Annotated in this window: 15 protein-coding genes and 1 tRNA gene; 12 read left to right on the top strand and 4 right to left on the bottom strand. The window is 59.1% G+C overall.

Annotated features, from left to right (window positions below; genetic code table 11):
• Nucleotides 1–36: 36 nt before the first annotated feature.
• A complete protein-coding gene (locus tag J2T09_RS06685; RefSeq protein WP_306833209.1) occupies nt 37–546 on the top strand; it encodes a regulatory protein RecX in 510 nt (169 codons plus the stop codon).
• On the opposite strand, the gene J2T09_RS06680 is transcribed toward J2T09_RS06685, so the two are convergent.
• A complete protein-coding gene (locus J2T09_RS06680) occupies nt 543–968 on the bottom strand; it encodes a DUF4864 domain-containing protein (RefSeq protein WP_306832504.1) in 426 nt (141 codons plus the stop codon). The two genes, J2T09_RS06685 and J2T09_RS06680, sit on opposite strands and share 4 nt — an antisense overlap.
• 191 nt (nt 969–1159) lie before the next feature.
• Between J2T09_RS06680 and J2T09_RS06675 the strand changes: the two genes are divergently transcribed.
• On the top strand, nt 1160–2332 hold the full coding sequence (locus tag J2T09_RS06675; protein WP_306832502.1) for an MFS transporter: 1173 nt from the start codon (nt 1160–1162) through the stop codon (nt 2330–2332).
• Here the strand turns inward: J2T09_RS06675 and J2T09_RS06670 are convergent.
• Nucleotides 2321–4294: a putative bifunctional diguanylate cyclase/phosphodiesterase gene (locus tag J2T09_RS06670; protein WP_306832499.1), complete on the bottom strand. Its 1974-nt coding sequence runs from the start codon at nt 4292–4294 to the stop codon at nt 2321–2323. The genes J2T09_RS06675 and J2T09_RS06670 overlap by 12 nt on opposite strands.
• A 278-nt stretch (nt 4295–4572) precedes the next feature.
• Between J2T09_RS06670 and J2T09_RS06665 the strand changes: the two genes are divergently transcribed.
• Nucleotides 4573–5619: a class I SAM-dependent methyltransferase gene (locus tag J2T09_RS06665; protein WP_306832496.1), complete on the top strand. Its 1047-nt coding sequence runs from the start codon at nt 4573–4575 to the stop codon at nt 5617–5619.
• Between the two features lie 316 nt (nt 5620–5935).
• Here the strand turns inward: J2T09_RS06665 and J2T09_RS06660 are convergent, their stop codons facing one another.
• The gene (locus tag J2T09_RS06660) at nt 5936–7027 is read right to left on the bottom strand and encodes a glycerol dehydrogenase (protein ID WP_306832494.1); all 1092 of its coding nucleotides are present in this window, start codon (nt 7025–7027) and stop codon (nt 5936–5938) included.
• A gap of 207 nt (nt 7028–7234) precedes the next feature.
• Nucleotides 7235–7324, bottom strand: a tRNA-Ser gene (locus tag J2T09_RS06655).
• A gap of 176 nt (nt 7325–7500) precedes the next feature.
• Here J2T09_RS06655 and J2T09_RS06650 point away from each other — a divergent pair.
• The 9 genes from J2T09_RS06650 to J2T09_RS06610 all read left to right on the top strand — a co-directional run.
• Nucleotides 7501–7878: a PH domain-containing protein gene (locus J2T09_RS06650; protein ID WP_306832491.1), complete on the top strand. Its 378-nt coding sequence runs from the start codon at nt 7501–7503 to the stop codon at nt 7876–7878.
• A 731-nt stretch (nt 7879–8609) separates the two neighbouring features.
• Complete coding sequence (locus J2T09_RS06645) at nt 8610–9599, top strand: septal ring lytic transglycosylase RlpA family protein (protein WP_306832489.1); 990 nt, start codon at nt 8610–8612, stop codon at nt 9597–9599.
• Nucleotides 9600–9771: 172 nt separating this feature from the next.
• Nucleotides 9772–10941 carry a D-alanyl-D-alanine carboxypeptidase family protein gene (locus tag J2T09_RS06640; protein ID WP_306832487.1) on the top strand — a complete coding sequence of 390 codons (1170 nt, stop codon included), beginning with the start codon at nt 9772–9774 and terminating at the stop codon, nt 10939–10941.
• A gap of 77 nt (nt 10942–11018) precedes the next feature.
• On the top strand, nt 11019–11753 hold the full coding sequence (gene tmk / locus J2T09_RS06635) for a dTMP kinase (RefSeq protein ID WP_306832485.1): 735 nt from the start codon (nt 11019–11021) through the stop codon (nt 11751–11753).
• On the top strand, nt 11750–12778 hold the full coding sequence (locus J2T09_RS06630; RefSeq protein WP_306832483.1) for a DNA polymerase III subunit delta': 1029 nt from the start codon (nt 11750–11752) through the stop codon (nt 12776–12778). Before tmk ends, J2T09_RS06630 begins: the two co-directional genes overlap by 4 nt.
• A 96-nt stretch (nt 12779–12874) precedes the next feature.
• The gene (metG, locus tag J2T09_RS06625) at nt 12875–14434 is read left to right on the top strand and encodes a methionine--tRNA ligase (protein ID WP_306832481.1); all 1560 of its coding nucleotides are present in this window, start codon (nt 12875–12877) and stop codon (nt 14432–14434) included.
• A 10-nt stretch (nt 14435–14444) separates the two neighbouring features.
• On the top strand, nt 14445–15227 hold the full coding sequence (locus tag J2T09_RS06620) for a TatD family hydrolase (protein ID WP_306832478.1): 783 nt from the start codon (nt 14445–14447) through the stop codon (nt 15225–15227).
• Between the two features lie 2 nt (nt 15228–15229).
• A complete protein-coding gene (locus J2T09_RS06615; RefSeq protein ID WP_306832476.1) occupies nt 15230–16063 on the top strand; it encodes an MBL fold metallo-hydrolase in 834 nt (277 codons plus the stop codon).
• 227 nt (nt 16064–16290) lie between these two features.
• Nucleotides 16291–17327: ISNCY family transposase (locus J2T09_RS06610; RefSeq protein WP_306832474.1), on the top strand; the 1037-nt coding region annotated here is incomplete at its 3' end.

The raw sequence follows: 17327 nt of genomic DNA, 5'->3' as shown, positions 1-17327 counted from the left end.
GACGAACAGGAACGGCAGACCGGTGTGACGCCGCGCATGCTGGCCTGGTCGAAAAACTCCACCATCTACCGGCTGTCACGCCGGATGATGTCGGAGCGTGAATTGTCCGACGCCATCAAGCGCAAGGCGAAGCAGAAGTTCGAGGATATTTCCGACGAGGACCTGCATGTTCTGGCGAATTCGGCGCTCGAATTCGGCCGCACGCTGGGCGCGCTGGATGATCAGAATTATGCCGAAACCAAAGTCCGCTCCGGCGTGCGGAACGGTCGCTCGAAGCGGATGATCCAGCGCAAGCTGCAGGAAAAGGGCGTGGCGCCCGAAACGGCCTCCATCGCGCTCGAGGATGCCGATGATGTTCAGGCGGCACTCGCCTATGCGCGCAAACGCGGGTTCGGGCCTTATCGGCGCGGCGAGGCCGACGATAAGCGAATGACCAAGGAGCTTTCGTCGATTGCGAGGCAGGGTTTCAGTCTGGATCTCTGCCGCCGCGTTGTCGCGCTCGATAACGACGAGGCTGAAGAACTAATAACGGGTTCCACGTTCTAAATCCCGGTGCTCGCGGTGTTCTTCAGCATCCGCACGCCGTTGACCTTGTAACTGCCGTCATCCGTCAACCGCATCTCGTAGATCGCCGTCCAGTCCTTGCCGCCGGGGCCAGTGATCATCACTTCCTGCAGCACCAGTTCGCCACCGCCCACAAGCTTGGACCGACCGAAGGCATAGTTGCCGGCGTGAAAGATGGCGTCGTAGTTCTTCTGCACCATTTCAAAGAATCGTTTTTCATCCGGGAAAAGCCCGCGAATTCCGGGTGAGGCGAAGGAATAGGCCTTGCCGGCATCCTGCGCCTTCATCGCGGCGATCTGCTCGCTGATGATCGCCTGTGCATCAGCGACGGGATCCTCGGCGAAGGCCGGGTTGAGGGATGAAAGGAGGGTATACATTGCGACGATCAGGAATCGGATCTGCATCGGCTTTCTCCAGAGCGATTGGATAAGGCTAGCGCTATTTCAGCAAAGGTGAAGATGCCGGATTGACGTTTTCAATCGCAATTCCGTCATCATCCGTCGTTTGTGTATGGCAGCCCTGCCCAACACTGTCTTGTCGCGTTCATCTTGCGGTGCGAAGAGGGTCGCAAAATGCTGATTCCCGGAATGATGACATGGCCACCCTTGCGCCTCCCGCGCTGATCTTCTTCTGCAATTCCATTCTGTTCGTTTCGCTGTTCACCCGCCTGCCATCCATTCAGGCCGGGCTTGGTGTCGACAAGACCGTGCTGGGGCTTTCGCTGCTGGGGGCGCCGATCGGAACACTGGTGGCACTGACCGTCGCCGGCCGCATCACCGAATGGCTCACGCCGCGCATCACCGCGCCGCTGATGCTCACCATCTGCGCCATCATCATGCCGCTGATCACCATCGCGCCGATTGCGCCCTTCTTCCTGCTGTTCATCCTGTACGGGTTTTTCCGCACCATCATGGATGTTGCCGCCAACATGATCGCCACCGGCACGGAAAAGCGCACCGGCGTGAAAGTGCTGTCGCGCAGCCATGGTTTCTGGTCGATCGGCCTGCTGCTCGGTTCGCTTGCCTCCGGCTTCGTGGCAGCGAGGGAGGTTTCACCTTTCATTCATCAGGCAACCGCATCCGCATTAGTGATGATCGCCTGTCTGGTGATCCTGCGCATCACGCCAAAGGATATTTCCGCACCCGAAATAATACCTGCTGCGAAACGTTCTACGATCTTCGTCCTGCCCGATCGCACCATCCTTTTGATCTGCGTCATGGTCTTCGGCATCTGCATCACCGAAGGCGCGATCTATGACTGGGGCATCTTTTTCCTGCAGGAACGCGCCGGTGCGAACGCTGCCACGGCCGGCATCATCTATGCCTGTTTTACGCTCGGCATGGGCCTGACACGGATGTGCGGCGATTCGTTACGGCAGCATTACGGCACCATGACACTGGTGCGGGGCTCGGCTCTGATGGTGATCTTGGGCCTGATCGGCATGCTGGTCACGCCTGGCCTCATCCTCACCGGCGTCGCGTTTTTCGTGATCGGCTGCGGTATCGCGCTCGGTTATCCTCTGGCGGTGGCGACCACGATCGAACGCGGCAAGGGCAAGCCCGCCGACAACCTTGCGGCACTCTCGCTAACGCTGATGCTGTCGACAATAGGCGTGCCGCCGGTGCTTGGTTTCGTCGCCGAAACATTTGGCCTTCTGGCAAGTTTTGCGGTGCTTCTGCCGTTCGCGGCGCTGAGTTTCTTCATGGCGCCGGTATCGCAGGGAGCACGGCCGGGCTTCAGGCCCGGCTGGCGTCGGCTAACGCGATAACAAACGGGTAGCACCCGCCGATCGGGCAGCCGGGACGGGGCGTCCGACATGGTACCCTTGCGCGAAATCGATATTCATGTCGCGCAGGCACTGCAGCTGCTCTTCGTTCTCCACGCCCTCGACCAGAATATTGGGGCCGCGATGGCGCACGAGATCGACGATATCGCCCAGCATGATGCGCCCGCGTTCGGTATCGATGTCATGCAGGAAGGAGCGGTCGATCTTGACGGTGTCGAAGTCGATCAGGCGCAGCCATGACAGGCCGGCAAAACCGGTTCCGAAATCATCGAGCCAGATGCGGATGCCGAGCATTTTCAGATCGCTGATGCAGCGCAGCACGTCGGAATGGATTTCCATGTCCAGCCCCTCGGTGATTTCGAAGGCCAGACGATTTCCGGAAATGCCGGTTTCGCCGAGAATGGCGGCGATGCTTGCGGCAAAACCCGGTGTGCGCAACTGGATGGGGGAGACGTTAACGCTGACGACATCGGCCTGGTTGGTGGCCAGCATCTCGCGGCAGACGGTGCGAACGGCCCATTTGCCCAGTTCCAGAATGATGCCGGTTCGTTCCGCGATCGGAATGAACAGGGTAGGCGAGATATTGTCGCCATCCAGCGTCTTCAGGCGCATCAGCGCTTCGCTGGCATCCTGACGGCCGGTCTTCAAATCCACCAGCGGCTGGTAGACCATCGACACCAGCCCCTGCGTGATGGCCAGTTTCAGCAATGCTGCAATATTCTCGCTTTCATCGCTCGTATGCGGATCGTTCGGATCGAACACGCGGGCGCAATTGCGGCCATGCGCCTTGGCGCTGTAAAGCGCCCGGTCGGCTTCGTGGATGATCTTTTCCAGCTTGGTGCCAATATGATCACGCGTGAAGGCCGCGCCGACGCTGACCGTGACGATGGCGGTGCCATCGCGGCGCTCCACATGCGGTACGCCAAGGCTCTCGACCGTGCCGCGTATCTTTTCAGCGAGCGTCGCGACATCGGCGCGGCTGCTGACACGGGCAAGCACGATGAATTCCTCGCCGCCATAACGGCCGATCGAACCGCCGTGCGGCTCGACCGCTTCGCGAATGGTGTTGGCGACGGTGATCAGGCAATGGTCACCCTGAATATGGCCGTAACCGTCATTGTATTTCTTGAAGAAATCGACATCGACCAGCATGGCGGCAAAACCGCGCCCTTCGCCCTGCCATTCGTTCCAATAGGTGCGCAGGCGCTGATCGACGGCGCGACGATTGTCGAGCCCGGTCAGATAATCGGTGTTCGACATGCGCAGCAGGGCGGCGCCACGCTCGTTGGCTTCCGTCTGGCGCAGCTTGGCTTCGTGAGCATTGAGGAAAACGTGGTAGCGCTCCACGTTCAGCTTCCAGTTCACATAGGAGGTGAACACGAAGCAGGAGAGATAGAATGTGGTGAAGCCGAAAGCATAGGCGCTGTCTGTCGGAAAGAAGAACAGAAGCGACGCCAGGAAGGACAGAAGAATCGCGCCCGACGAGACGATCGACAGCAGGAATGGAAAATTGAAGAACAGGTTGGCGCCCATCATGAAGATGGCACCGAAAATCATGTAATAGGACAGGCTTTCCGCATGTGTCGTATGCAGCGCCGGCACCAGCCAGGCGGCATAGGCGACCACCAGTGCGGTCGCGCTCGTGCGGTCCAGCCAGCGGGCATGGACTTTGGAGGCGACCAGAATTTCCAGAACCGCAAGCGACAGCACGGAAACGAGCAGACGCATCACGGCGGTCTGCATGGCCACATCCGGGATCATCAGGAAGTCGGTAACCGAATAACCGAGATAGGACAGGACGGCGATCCACAGGCCCTTACGGGTGGCGGTCGCCCGCGCCTTTTCATCGGCCTCGCGATACAGCGCGCGAAGCTCCCATGACGTCGGTCGCTCCACCGACTTCTGGAGATCTGTTTCTATGGCGTCGGCGAATGTGTGCTTCATGCACTGTCCTATCAGCTCGGCCCGTTTCGGGACTTTCGAATTCCCTAACAGAACCATCGGCAAGCCGGCAGAGAGGTTCCACCATCAAGCTTGCATCCCGTAAATTTACGGGGAAGGCACTTAACTTTTCTTGAATCTTCAATGGTCAACCCGACCGATGTGTCATGCATGGAATTTGATAGTTAATCATTAATGCAAGTCTATGGTGCGTTTTTAGATGTATCGTGTTTGATTGGGGTCGTTAATAATTCATTCACGTTAGCAGTGGGGTATGTCACGTGAACCAGATCAAATTGCAATTCGACGGCCACAGTCTCATCACGCCGAAACAGATTGCCGATGAATTTTCGGTCGAAAAGGCGGATAATTTCGAAAGCCAACTCGCCGCGGGGAAGGGCGAAGTGGCGCTTCTGCTGGAGCTTGCTCGCCAGCAGTTCGAAAGAAACGACAATCCGACCGCCATCATCGACAAGATCACGCTTTCGTTGCACGACCTGCGTGGCCGGCTGCACCAGAGTGTCTGGCTGGAACTGGTTCCCTTGATCCAGAACCATCCCGTCGCCGCTTATTTCCTCGAAGACCCGCTGACACGCTGGTCCTGGGACAAGCCGCGCGGTTATTCCGGCGATGCCAGCCTGCTCGACCTGATCTATCGCCATGAATGCGTTTCGGACATGATCGCTGCAGCCTCGGAACGCGGCAAGGCGCTGTTCGAATATACCAGCACCGCACCGTCCTCGCAGGCCAACTGGGACCGCCGCGATATCCTCGCGCGCTTCGTCGATGAAGTGGCTGCGGAGAAGGGCCCGGAAACCGAAGTGCTCAGCATCGCCGCCGGGCATCTGCGCGAGGTGGAATGCTCGCAAGCTGCCAGGAACGGCGGTTTGAAGCGCTACGTGGCGCTTGATCAGGATCCGGTCAGCATCGGCACGATCACACGCGATTACGCAAAAATGGGCGTGGAAGCGGTCGACGGCTCGGTTCGCCAGATCCTGGCAAAGCGTATCGAACCGGGACAGTTCGATCTCGTTTACGCATCCGGTCTTTACGATTATCTGGTCGACAAGGTGGCCATCAAGCTCACCCAGCGTGCTCTCGACATGCTGAAGCCGGGCGGCACCTTCCTGTTTGCCAACTATTCCTACCCGATCGTGGTCGACGGTTATATCGAGACCTTCATGAACTGGCAGCTGCTGCTGCGCTCGGAAGCCGACATGTGGAACATCATCAATGCCTGCAAGGATGATGGCCACGAGTACGAGACCAGCGTGTTCTTCGGCAAGAACCGCAATATCGTCTACGGCGTCATGAAGCGCAAAGACTGATCCGTTTGGCGGGTAGGGGAACCTGCCCGTCACGCCTCCAGCCGCCGCACGTCCTGCTCACGTTGCGGCGGTCAGTCTGGCTTGCGTCAGATCGATATCGCGCAAGAAAATAGGCGCTGGAAATCAAGGGCGTGTTTCAGCGCCTGGCGAACACCTTTTACGCGGCGGCATCACGCATGAGGGCAGTGCGCCCCCGCTTTCGGCCGATATATGCTCAACAGAAATGGGCGCCGATCGGCACCCATCTCATAAAACCGGAAGCTGTATCCCGAATCTCGAGACTGGCTTCTCTATGGTTCAACCGGCCGTCAGAACCTCATACCGACTGGCTGAGTGCATCCACCGCGAGAATGGCGTCAGCGACTTCCTGCGCGGTGAAATCGGAACGCAGATTGCGCAGCGTATCGGTCTCGCTATTGGCCAGTTCACCGACCTTGATCAGGTCTTCGCGGCTGACACCTTCCAGATGCAGTTCCTTCAGCGTGGTCGGCATGTCGATCATGCGGTAGAACTCGATATAGTCGGCAATCTCGTCATCCGGACGCTGTTCCAGAACCATATGGGCGAGGGTGCCGTAGGCTACCTTTTCACCATGCGTCAGGTTATGGATTTCACCGTGAAGAGCGGTAAAGCCGTTATGGATGGCATGCGCGCCGGCAAGCCCCCCATTCTCGAAACCGAGACCGGAAAGCAGCGTGGAGGCTTCCACGACGGCTTCGACCGCCGGCGTGACCAGTTTCTGTTGCACGGCCTTGTAGGCGCTGAAACCATAGGTCAGCAGCGTCTTTTCGCAGGCTTCCGCGATCGCCATTCCGGCAATGGAAGACGCGCCGCCGACCATGGTTTTTGCGTTGGAGCGCTGGACCGCGAGCGCTTCCACATAGGTGGCAAGACCATCGGCGATGCCGGATGCGAACAGGCGCGCGGGCGCCTGCGCGCAGATCCAGGTATCGACCAGAACGAGATCCGGGTTCTTCGAATAGAAGCGATATTCCTCGAACACGCCGTCATCGGAGTAGATGACAGAAAGAGCGCTGCATGGCGCGTCGGTGGACGCGATGGTCGGCACGATGACAACCGGCTGCTTCAACTCGTCGGCGACGGCCTTGACGGTATCGAGCGTCTTGCCGCCACCCAGACCGACAACGACCCTGGAGCCGACCTTGCGCGCCGCATCGGCAAGCCGCCTGATTTCGTTGACCGACGCTTCGCCACCAAATCCTTCGCGGGTATATTGGGTCTTGCCGGCAATGGCGGCCTCGACCTGTTTGCCGATCAGGCCCCAGACGATGTCATCGGACACGAGGAAGGCATTATCACCAAACTCCGCCAGATAGGTCCCGAGTTCCGCAATCACACCGCTGCCCTGAACATAACGGCCGGGGGACGCAAAAATACGTTTCGTCATCTGTCTCTTCCAATCCTGCTTATCGATAAAACAACGAGAGGAATATCGACCGACGACGGTGTCAGCTCAATGACATAGCGCAAAGTTGACGACTATCCGAGGCGGTGATGGGGCAGTTGGCGATCCATCGCCCGATGATCCCGAACTTGCGGAGATGTAATGTGAATCGGAAAATTTGTTTGTCTCGCATACCGATATGCGAAACATTGGCGGAAGAGGTGGGATTCGAACCCACGGTACGGTCTCCCGCACGCCGGTTTTCAAGACCGGTTCCTTAAACCACTCGGACACTCTTCCCCTGAACGAACCAGCAAAGCCTCGCTGGCGCGCGGGAACGCGGTCCCGTTCATTCGTTGGAGGCTTGGCTTTACAGTGTCGCAAGGCGGATCGTCAACTGCACCTTGCCGCCGGTCAGCTTGTTGTTGCGGCGTTTTATCCTATTTCTACCGAATGATCGTCATTGGGAGAACATCATGGGCATATTCGACGGACTGCTGGGGCATGGTTCCGCCGTTGATCCGGCCGATTTGAGCAAACGTCTCAATGGCGTTCTGATCGATGGCGAAGCGCCGGAGCTCGCCTTTAAAGTCATTCGCGACTTTTTCGTCTTTACACAGTTTCGTGTCATTCTCGTCGACATCCAGGGGATGACCGGCAGCAAGGTCGATTACATGTCGATCCCCTACCGCGCCATCACACGGTTTTCCGTCGAGACGGCAGGTACGTTCGACCTCGATTCGGAGCTGAAAATCTGGGTATCCGGCAGCAGCGAACCCATCGCGAAAACGCTCAAAAAGGGTGCCGACGTTCGTGGTATCCAGCGCGCCTTGGCCACTGGCGTGCTGCGCTGATTGTTTCCGGTTCAAAAAAGCCGCCGGCAGGAAATTCTGCCGGCGGCTTTTGCGTCTCTCTCAAAACTGCTGCGAGGTTTAGTTCGCCGGGGCCGGCGTAGCGGGCGCAGGTGTTGCAGGAGCCGGCGTTGCGGGATCTGGGGTCGCCGGTGCCGGTGCGGCCGGGGCGGGCGCTGCCGGTGGGGTCGCTTCGCTCGAGGCAGGCGGCGTGGCCGGTGCGGTGGTGGGCGCGTTCGAAGCCGGCATAAAGAGCCAGACTGCAAGCGCGATGATGACGACGACGACCAGGCCTACGACGACATTTTTGTTCATGGGGCAGTTCCTCCTAAACCGTTTTATGTCCCTACTCTTCAGCAAGTAGTTCAGCGGAAGAATTTGTCCATGTCCTTCCAGAAAATGCTGGCCGGCAAGGGCAGAATGAATGCGCACCATTTGTGTCGAGCTGAAACACCTGTGTCGGTCCGGCTCAAAAGAGCTGCGGGCACTGCCGCTAACCAATGCTTAACCATGTTATTCGGTATTTTATCTAGTCCACAGAATTCATTCGCAATTTTGCCATCTTGCAGGCAAAAACGATGGGCGATCAACAGGCGGCAACGCGCGCGGCGCGCGGAACTGCATGGGGACTGTCTCCAAACGGGATTGGGGACGGCCCGGAAGCGGCGGGACTTAAAAAATTGAATTCAGAATATAACAGGCTTGTTCTGGGCGCGAGATGGCTCGGTTTGGTCATGGTGTGTGCCAGTGTTGCTTCTTGTGCAACCTCTAAGCCGGAGCCGAAGAAGCAACGCAGCAAGGAATACTTTTCCGAGAAGGAATATGGCGTCAAGGCAAGCCCGCGCGTGGTTGCCGATGGCAAGGCCGTGCCCAAGGGTGGCGGCCGTTTCATGGTCGGCAAGCCTTACGAAGTGAAGGGCAAGACCTACGTTCCCAAGGAAGACCCGAACTACAACAAGAACGGCCTTGCTTCGTGGTACGGTTCTGCCTTCCATGGCCGGCTGACCGCCAATGGCGAAGTTTACGATTCCAGCCATCTTTCGGCCGCGCATCCGACTTTCCCGCTGCCGAGCTATGCCCGCGTCACCAATCTCGATACCGGTTCGTCGGTCATCGTGCGCGTCAACGATCGCGGCCCGTATCATCCCGGCCGCATTATCGACGTCTCCAGCCAGGCCGCCGACATGCTCGACATGAAGCGCAGCGGCACGGGCAATGTGAATGTGCAATATGTCGGCCGTGCCCGCATGGATGGCCACGACATGCCGTTCCTGATGGCCTCCTATGTGCGCAAGGGCGATCGTATTCCGGGTATCCGTCCGGAAGGCCAGATCGCAACCGGCGTCATGGTCGCGTCCAACGAGCGTCTGGGTGATCAGTTGCAGAGCTACGGTTCGGCCTTGCCGACACCAAGCCCGATGGCGCTGGCCGGACGCACGCCGAGCGGCCCGTCTTCGAAGACTTCTGCGGCGCTGGCTGCAGTCCAGCAGCAGGCAGCACCGTCCACGCAAGGCATGTCATATCAATCGGCACAGGGGTTTGCCGAACTGCCGTTCGTCGGTCCGGTGCCGGCCGCACGTTCGGGTGCGATGACGGCTTATGCCGCACCGACCTATGCTGCACAGACCTATGCCACTCCGCAGCAGTCGTATGGCGAACACACGCTTGAGGCTCAGGCACGGTCTTTCGACGCAGTTGCGTTGCCAAGGCCGCCGCGTCGCTAAATCGATCTGAAGGGCAGCGGCCGGACAGGGCAGGGTGGTGCATTTCTGCCGCCCTGTCGCATCAAACCTCTGTCGAAAACGTATAGTTGATGGCTGCCGCAGATTGCTCCGGCCTCGCCCCCTTGTTAGCAATCTGCCTTATCATCTGATCATGCATTTTCGGGGAACGAGCATGCTTTCGCGTCTCGCCATGTTGGCGCTCCTGACCTTTTCCACGATGGCAACGGCCGCTCAGGCCGCAGCCCCCGGTGAAGCTGCGCCGATCTTCGCGACCAAGGCCCGGCAGATCTATATGGTCGAGGCAAAGTCAGGCACCGTCCTTCTTGCAGATAATGAAAATCAGGCCTTTCCGCCCGCGTCGCTTGCCAAGCTGATGACCATGAACCTGGTTTTCGATGCGTTGAAAAAGGGCGAGATCACGCCGGACACGACCTATCGCGTTTCTGAAAATTCCTGGCGCAAGGGCGGCGCGCCATCGGGCACGGCGACGATGTTTGCGGCACTCAATTCGGAAATCCGTGTCGAAGATCTCATCAAGGGCGTGGTAATCCAGAATGCCAACGATGCCAGCATGATCCTGGCCGAGGGTATGGCGGGTTCGGATGCGCTGTTTGCCGCCCGATTGACGGATCGTGCCAAGGATCTCGGCATGAGCCGCAGCCTTTTCGGCAATTCGACCGGCATGCCGGATGCCGAAAGCCGCACGACGGCGCGCGACATGGTGGAACTCGCCCGGCATATCCAGACGACCTACCCTGACTATTACGGCCTTTATGCCCAGCCGGATTTCACCTGGAACAAGATCTTTCAGCGCAACAAGAACCCGTTGCTCGGCCTGAATATCGGCGTCGATGGCTTGGGGGCCGGTTTTGCCGAAGGCTCCGGTTTCGCCATCGTCGCCTCGATCGAGCGCAACGGCACACGCCTGTTTCTGGCGATGGGCGGGCTTGCCAGCGACAAGGAACGCACAGAGGAAGCAAAACGCGTGCTCGAATGGGGACTGACCTCGTTCGAAAACAAGGTCGTTTTCAGCCAGGGCGAGGCTGTCGGTCAGGCGAGCGTTTATGGCGGCGATCAGGGCCGCGTCGATCTGGTGGCCAAGGGGCCGATCGAACTTTACGTGCCGACCAACAATCCGGAAAGGCTTACCGCCCGTATCGTCTATCGGTGGCCGCTGAGGGCACCGGTGGCCGAAGGCCAGGATGTCGGCACGCTGAAAATCTATTCCGGCGAAAGGCTGTTGCGTGACGTTCCGCTCTACACGGCTGCCGCTGTCGGGACCGGTTCGCTGGTCTCGCAGGCAACCGATGCGTTGATGGAGATGATGTTCTTCTGGCTCTGAGCGTGTTTTACGCCTGTTGATTGCCGCCGTTACGGTTCCACGCGGTCGAGACTTGGGGTAAGACGGCGCGAAGCACCATGTGGTGCAGGGTGAGACGAGGCTCCATCGAGCCGCAACAAAGCGATGGCAGAGTGGCAGGATCAGCCGGAATTTTCATCAGTTTCGAAGGCGGCGAGGGGAGTGGTAAGTCCACCCAGATTCGCCGGCTTGCCGATCACCTGCGCCATCGTGGCCTCGAAGTGGTGGTGACGCGTGAACCCGGTGGTTCCACGGGCGCGGAAGCGGTTCGCCATGTCATCCTCTCCGGTGCCGCCGAAGATTTTGGCGTGCGCATGGAAGCCATTCTGTTTGCCGCCGCCCGCAACGACCATGTCGAGGAAGTGATCCGCCCGGCGCTGAAACGTGGCGCTGCCGTTCTCTGCGATCGTTTCATCGATTCGTCGCGCGTCTATCAGGGTGTCACCGGCAATCTCGAACCCGCCTTCATGGCCGCACTTGAACAGGCGGCGGTCGATGGCGTCTTGCCGGATCTGACCATTCTCCTCGATCTTCCGGCAGAAATCGGCCTGGCGCGTGCCGGACGCCGACGCGGGGCTATCGATTCGACGGCCGAGCCGGATCGTTTCGAACGCGAACAGCAGGAAACCCACGAAAAACGTCGCGAGGCCTATCTGGAAATCGCCGAGAGCGAGCCTGCGCGTTGTCGCGTCATCGATGCCGACCGACCGGAAGAGGATATTGCTGTCGATATCGCCGCCATCGCGGACGAGATGCTGGCAGCGCATGCGCCCGTAGCGGAACCTGTGTCATGAGCGGCGAAGGTGTTGGTGTTCTCGATGGCGCGATCGCACCCCAGCGCAATACGAACCTGTTCGGCCATGCCGATGCGGAGGATTTTCTGGCGCGCGGTTACCGTTCAGGCAAGGGCCATCATGCCATTCTGATCGAAGGGCCGGAGGGCATCGGCAAGGCGACACTCGCATTCCGTTTTGCCAATCATGTGCTGAGCCATCCCGAACCGTCTGAGGCGCCCGAGCGTCTGGCCGTGCCCGACCCCAATTCGATGGTCAGCCGCCAGATCATTGCCGGCGCCTCGCATAATCTTCTCCACCTGACACGACCGGTGGATGAAAAGAGCGGCAAGGTGAAATCGGCGATCACCGTCGATGAAGTCCGCCGTGCCGGCCATTTCTTTTCGCAGACATCCGGTTCCGGCAACTGGCGTATCGTCATCATCGATCCCGCCGATGATCTGAACCGCAACGCCGCCAACGCAATCCTGAAAATCCTCGAGGAGCCGCCTAAACGCGCGCTTTTCCTCGTCCTGTCGCATGCGCCGGGAAAACTGCTGCCGACCATCCGCTCACGCTGCCTGCCTTTGCGCCTGCAGCCGCTGTCTGACGACAATCTCGGCCGGGCGCTTGCTGCACTCGGCACGCCGCTGGATGGCGGTCGCACCGCGCAGGAAATTCCGGCACTGGCCAAGGGCAGCGTGGCGCAGGCGCTGAAACTGATGAATTACGGCGGCCACGAGATCATCCAGTCCTTCGAGGATGTGCTGAAGGCGCAAGGGGCAGGGGCGAGAAAAGCCATGCACCGCCTCGCCGATGTCCTGTCTGGCAAGGATAATGACGTTCTGTTCGGTTTCTTCATCGATCACCTGACGGAAAGCCTCGTAGACCGCGCGCGCAGCGCCGCACTCGCCGGCGATCTTGCCGGCGCCGACCGCGCGGCAAAACTGTCGAGCGAAATAGGCGAGCGTATCGGCGTCAGTCAGGCTTATAATCTCGACCGCAAGCAGACGATTATTTCCATCCTCGAAGAGGTGCGCGGCTGACCGACAGGCGGGCGTCGTCAAAGTAGCTGTTTCGCATTGCGGAAACTTGCTTTAAGAGCGGCAGTCAAATCTGATCATTTGCAGAGTGCCGCCGCCATGTCCGACAAGACGCCGTATTACATCACCACCGCCATTTCCTATCCGAACGGCAAGCCGCATATCGGCCATGCCTATGAACTGATCGCCACCGATGCGATGGCGCGCTTCCAGCGCCTCGATGGCCGCGAGGTGTTCTTCCTCACCGGTACGGACGAACACGGCCAGAAGATGCAGCAGACGGCCCGCAAGGAAGGCATTTCGCCGGAAGAACTGGCCGAGCGCAATTCGAATGAATTCCGCCAGATGGGCAAGCTGCTCAACGCCTCGAACGACGATTTCATCCGCACCACCGAGCCGCGCCACCACGAGGCGAGCCAGGCGATCTGGAAGCTGATGGCCGATGCCGGCGATATCTACAAGGACAGCTATGCCGGCTGGTATTCGGTGCGCGACGAAGCCTATTACGGTGAAGACGAAACCGAAGTGCGCGCCGATGGCGTGCGTTACGGGCCGCAGGGCACGCCGGTCGAATGGGTGGAAGAGTCGAGCTATTTCTTCAAGCTGTCGGAATATCAGGATCGCCTGCTGAAACTCTATGAGGAACAGCCGGATTTCATCGGCCCCGCCGAGCGTCGCAACGAGATCATCTCCTTCGTGAAGTCGGGCCTGCGTGACCTGTCGATCTCGCGCACGACCTTCGATTGGGGTGTGAAGGTTCCGAACGATCCCGAGCACGTCATGTATGTCTGGGTCGACGCCCTGACCAACTATCTGACAGCCACCGGCCTCTTGACCGACAAGAATGCCCCGCGCGCAAAATTCTGGCCAGCCGATGCGCATATCATCGGCAAGGACATCATCCGTTTCCACACGGTCTACTGGCCGGCCTTCCTGATGTCTGCTGGCCTGCCGCTGCCCAAGCGCGTGTTCGCGCACGGTTTCGTACTGGCCAAGGGCGGCGAGAAGATGTCGAAATCGCTCGGCAATGTGCTCGATCCGTTCGAACTGATCGAACACTTTGGCCTCGACCAGATCCGCTATTACCTGATGCGCGAAATCTCCTTCGGCCAGGATGGTTACTGCAGCGAGGAAGGTATCGGTATCCGTATCAATGCCGATCTCGCCAACGGCATCGGCAACCTTGCCAGCCGCTCGCTGTCGATGATCGTCAAGAACTGCGACGGCCAGATCCCGCAGCCGGGTGAACTGACCGAGGAAGACAAGGCGATGCTTGCCGCCGCCGACGCTCTTTTGGCCGTCTGCCGCGAGGAAATCGGCAAGCAGGCGATCCACAAGGCCGTGGCGGCGATCATCGCCGTGGTGTCGGAAACCGACCGCTATTTTGCCTCTCAGGAGCCCTGGGCGCTGAAAAAGACCGATCTCGAACGCATGGGCACCGTGCTTTACGTAACGGCGGAAGTCGTGCGCCAGATCGCCATCCTGTTGCAGCCCTATATGCCGCAATCGGCGACAAAGCTGCTCGATCTGGTGGCCGCACCGGCCGAGAGCCGCGATTTTGCCGCGCTGGGCGAGGCGGGCCGTCTGGTGCCGGGCACGGTGCTGGAAGCGCCGACCCCGGTCTTCCCGCGTTATGTCGCCCCGGTTGCCGGCGCATAAGGCGACGAGCATGCTGATCGATACCCATTGCCATCTGGATTTTGCCGAATTCGAGGCTGAGCGCGACGATATCATCGCCCGCGCGCACGCCGCCAGCGTCAAGCAGATGATCACGATTTCCACTCGCGTCCATAAGCTTGGGGACCTGCTGGCGATCACGGAAAAATATCCGTCCGTTTTCTGCTCCGTCGGCACGCATCCCAACAATGCCGGCGAGGAACTGGATATCCAGACGGAAGATTTGGTGCGTCTTGCCAATTCCCACGAAAAGATCGTGGCGATCGGTGAAGCGGGTCTCGATTATTTTTACGATACCCAGACGCCGGCCGACCAGAAAACCGGGCTTCAGCGCCATATCGCAGCGGCTCGCGAAACCGGCCTGCCGCTGGTCATTCATAGCCGCAGCGCTGATGAGGACATGGCCGAGATACTGAGGGAAGAAAGCGGGAAGGGGGCCTTCCCTTTCATCCTGCATTGCTTCTCTTCCGGCGCAGAGCTTGCCCGCGTTGGCGTCGAACTCGGCGGTTACGTGTCCTTTTCCGGCATTCTGACCTTTCCGAAGTCGGAGGATATCCGCGAGATTGCCAAAACCGTGCCACTCGACCGTCTGCTGGTCGAGACGGACGCACCGTTTCTGGCGCCAAAACGCTGGCGCGGCAAACGTAACGAGCCGTCCTACGTGATCAATACGGCCGAGGTCCTGGCCGAAGTGCACGGCCTGAGCTACGCCGAAATGGCTGATATCACGACGGAAAATGCATTCCGCTGCTTCTCCAAGATGCCGAGGCTCTGATTGTGACGGTTTACCGGCGTCGTTTCACCATTCTCGGCTGTTCGTCATCGCCCGGCGTGCCGCGCCTGAATGGTGACTGGGGTGCCTGCAACCCGGACAACCCAAAAAACCGCCGCACACGCGCAAGCATGTTGATTGAACAGATCGGCCCGGATGGCGGCAAGACGACCGTCGTCATCGACACCGGCCCGGATTTTCGCGCCCAGATGCTGGCGGCTGGAGTGACGAACCTCGACGCCGTACTCTTCACCCATGCGCATGCCGATCATCTGCACGGTTTTGACGACCTGCGCGGCTATTTCATCGTGCGGCATCATCGTGTGCCGATCCATGTCGATGCCGAAACGCTGGCGCGCATTCGCGAAGGTTTTGGATATTGCCTGGAAACCCCGCCGGGCAGCAATTATCCACCGATTGCCGTCGCCCGATTGATCGAGCAGCCATATAGCGAGATCATCATCGACGGCGCCGGCGGGCCAATCGGCTTCATGCCGCATAGGCAGGTGCATGGCGATATCCATTCACTGGGTTTTCGCATCGGCGACGTGGGCTATTGCAGCGATGTCAGCGATTTCCCCGAGGAAAGCGTCGAAAAACTTGCCGGCCTCGATGTGCTGATCATCGATGCCTTGCAATACAAGCCGCATCCAAGCCATCTGTCACTCGAGCAGGCCCTGGAATGGATCGAGCGCCTGGCACCACAGCGCGCCATTCTCACGCATATGCATACGCCGCTGGATTACGACGCAGTGATGAGTGCAACGCCGGACAATGTCGTGCCGGCCTATGACGGAATGAGTTTCGAGATCGAACTGCACATCGCAGATAAGTCGTGAGTTTTTGCATCAGCATTCTGATCCAAGCATATGGTGATAATTGCACATCAAAAAGTTCCATAAGATAGATTATCGAATTTTTATTTGTAAGGGCTATTTAGTAATGCGACAGTTGGGCCAGTTAGAGATGCGACAGTCTCGCCTCTTTGCGCACTGGTCAAAGCCAACGTTGGGAGCAAGGATGACGACCTTCAACCTGGTCGAGACCATGAGCGGTCGGAGTCGTCATGTCCTTTTTGATCACCATGTCGCAGAAAGAATTGCATCGCCTCGAATTTATCCAGAAGATCCGTGACGAACGCCTGACCGTCGTCCAGGCAGCCGAACAGCTCGACCTCAGTCGCAGCCAGGTCCATCGGCTGCTGCAGGCCTATGACCGGGATGGTCCGGCTGGCCTTGTTTCGAAGAAACGATCGCGGCCGAGCAATCGGCGTCACAGCGAAGAATTTCGCAATTCGGCGCTGGATCTGATCCGTGAACGCTATCTGGATTTCGGCCCGACGCTGGCGCGTGAGAAGCTGATCGAACTGCACCATCTTTCGGTCGCCAAGGAGACGCTTCGGCAATGGATGACCGAGGCCGGCATCTGGATCTCGCGCCGCGAGCGCAAGAAACGGGTCTTTCAGCCGCGTGGCCGGCGCGATTGTTTTGGTGAACTGGTGCAGGTCGATGGCTCGCATCACTGGTGGTTCGAGAACCGCGGCCCCAAATGCGTCCTGCTCGTCTTTATCGATGACGCCACTGGCAAGCTGCTGCATCTGCGCTTTGCCCGATCAGAGAACACGTTCGACTATCTGCATGCGACGAAGGCCTATCTTCAGCAATGGGGCAAGCCGCTGGCCTTCTATAGCGACAAGCACGGCGTTTTCCGCGCGCTCAATGCGTCGAAGACGGACAGAACAAGCGGCCTGACGCAGTTCGGCCGAGCGCTGTATGAACTGAACATCGACATCATTTGTGCCAACACCCCGCAGGCCAAGGGCCGAGTGGAACGTGCCAACCAGACGCTTCAGGATCGGCTGGTGAAGGAGATGCGGCTGCGTGGCATCGATACAATCGAAGCTGCCAATTCCTATGCACCTGAGTTCATTGCGGATTTCAATGCGCGTTTCGGCAAGCCACCGCGCAATCCGAAGGACATGCACAGGCCGTTGGCCGATCACGAGAACCTCGATGGCGCCATGTGCCACAAGGAGGTCCGCACGCTGTCGCAATCCCTGACGCTGCGCTACGACAAGGTGCTGTTCATCCTCGATCCGACCGA

Source organism: Neorhizobium huautlense, from assembly GCF_030811685.1.
In the GTDB taxonomy this organism is placed as follows: Bacteria; Pseudomonadota; Alphaproteobacteria; order Rhizobiales; family Rhizobiaceae; genus Neorhizobium; species Neorhizobium huautlense_A.
The sequence above is the reverse complement of the archived record's forward strand: the minus strand, read 5'-3'. Positions and strand labels throughout refer to the sequence as shown.

What these genes read in the sequence shown, in the direction of transcription:
- J2T09_RS06675 (WP_306832502.1), top strand. Translation starts at nt 1,160, where the DNA reads ATGGCCACCCTTGCGCCTCCCGCGCTGATCTTCTTCTGCAATTCCATT.
- J2T09_RS06685 (WP_306833209.1), top strand. Translation starts at nt 37, where the DNA reads ATGCTGGCCTGGTCGAAAAACTCCACCATCTACCGGCTGTCACGCCGG.
- J2T09_RS06640 (WP_306832487.1), top strand. Translation starts at nt 9,772, where the DNA reads ATGCTTTCGCGTCTCGCCATGTTGGCGCTCCTGACCTTTTCCACGATG.
- J2T09_RS06680 (WP_306832504.1), bottom strand. Translation starts at nt 968, where the DNA reads ATGCAGATCCGATTCCTGATCGTCGCAATGTATACCCTCCTTTCATCC.
- J2T09_RS06670 (WP_306832499.1), bottom strand. Translation starts at nt 4,294, where the DNA reads ATGAAGCACACATTCGCCGACGCCATAGAAACAGATCTCCAGAAGTCG.
- tmk (WP_306832485.1), top strand. Translation starts at nt 11,019, where the DNA reads ATGTGGTGCAGGGTGAGACGAGGCTCCATCGAGCCGCAACAAAGCGAT.
- metG (WP_306832481.1), top strand. Translation starts at nt 12,875, where the DNA reads ATGTCCGACAAGACGCCGTATTACATCACCACCGCCATTTCCTATCCG.
- J2T09_RS06660 (WP_306832494.1), bottom strand. Translation starts at nt 7,027, where the DNA reads ATGACGAAACGTATTTTTGCGTCCCCCGGCCGTTATGTTCAGGGCAGC.
- J2T09_RS06630 (WP_306832483.1), top strand. Translation starts at nt 11,750, where the DNA reads ATGAGCGGCGAAGGTGTTGGTGTTCTCGATGGCGCGATCGCACCCCAG.
- J2T09_RS06645 (WP_306832489.1), top strand. Translation starts at nt 8,610, where the DNA reads ATGGTGTGTGCCAGTGTTGCTTCTTGTGCAACCTCTAAGCCGGAGCCG.
- J2T09_RS06650 (WP_306832491.1), top strand. Translation starts at nt 7,501, where the DNA reads ATGGGCATATTCGACGGACTGCTGGGGCATGGTTCCGCCGTTGATCCG.
- J2T09_RS06620 (WP_306832478.1), top strand. Translation starts at nt 14,445, where the DNA reads ATGCTGATCGATACCCATTGCCATCTGGATTTTGCCGAATTCGAGGCT.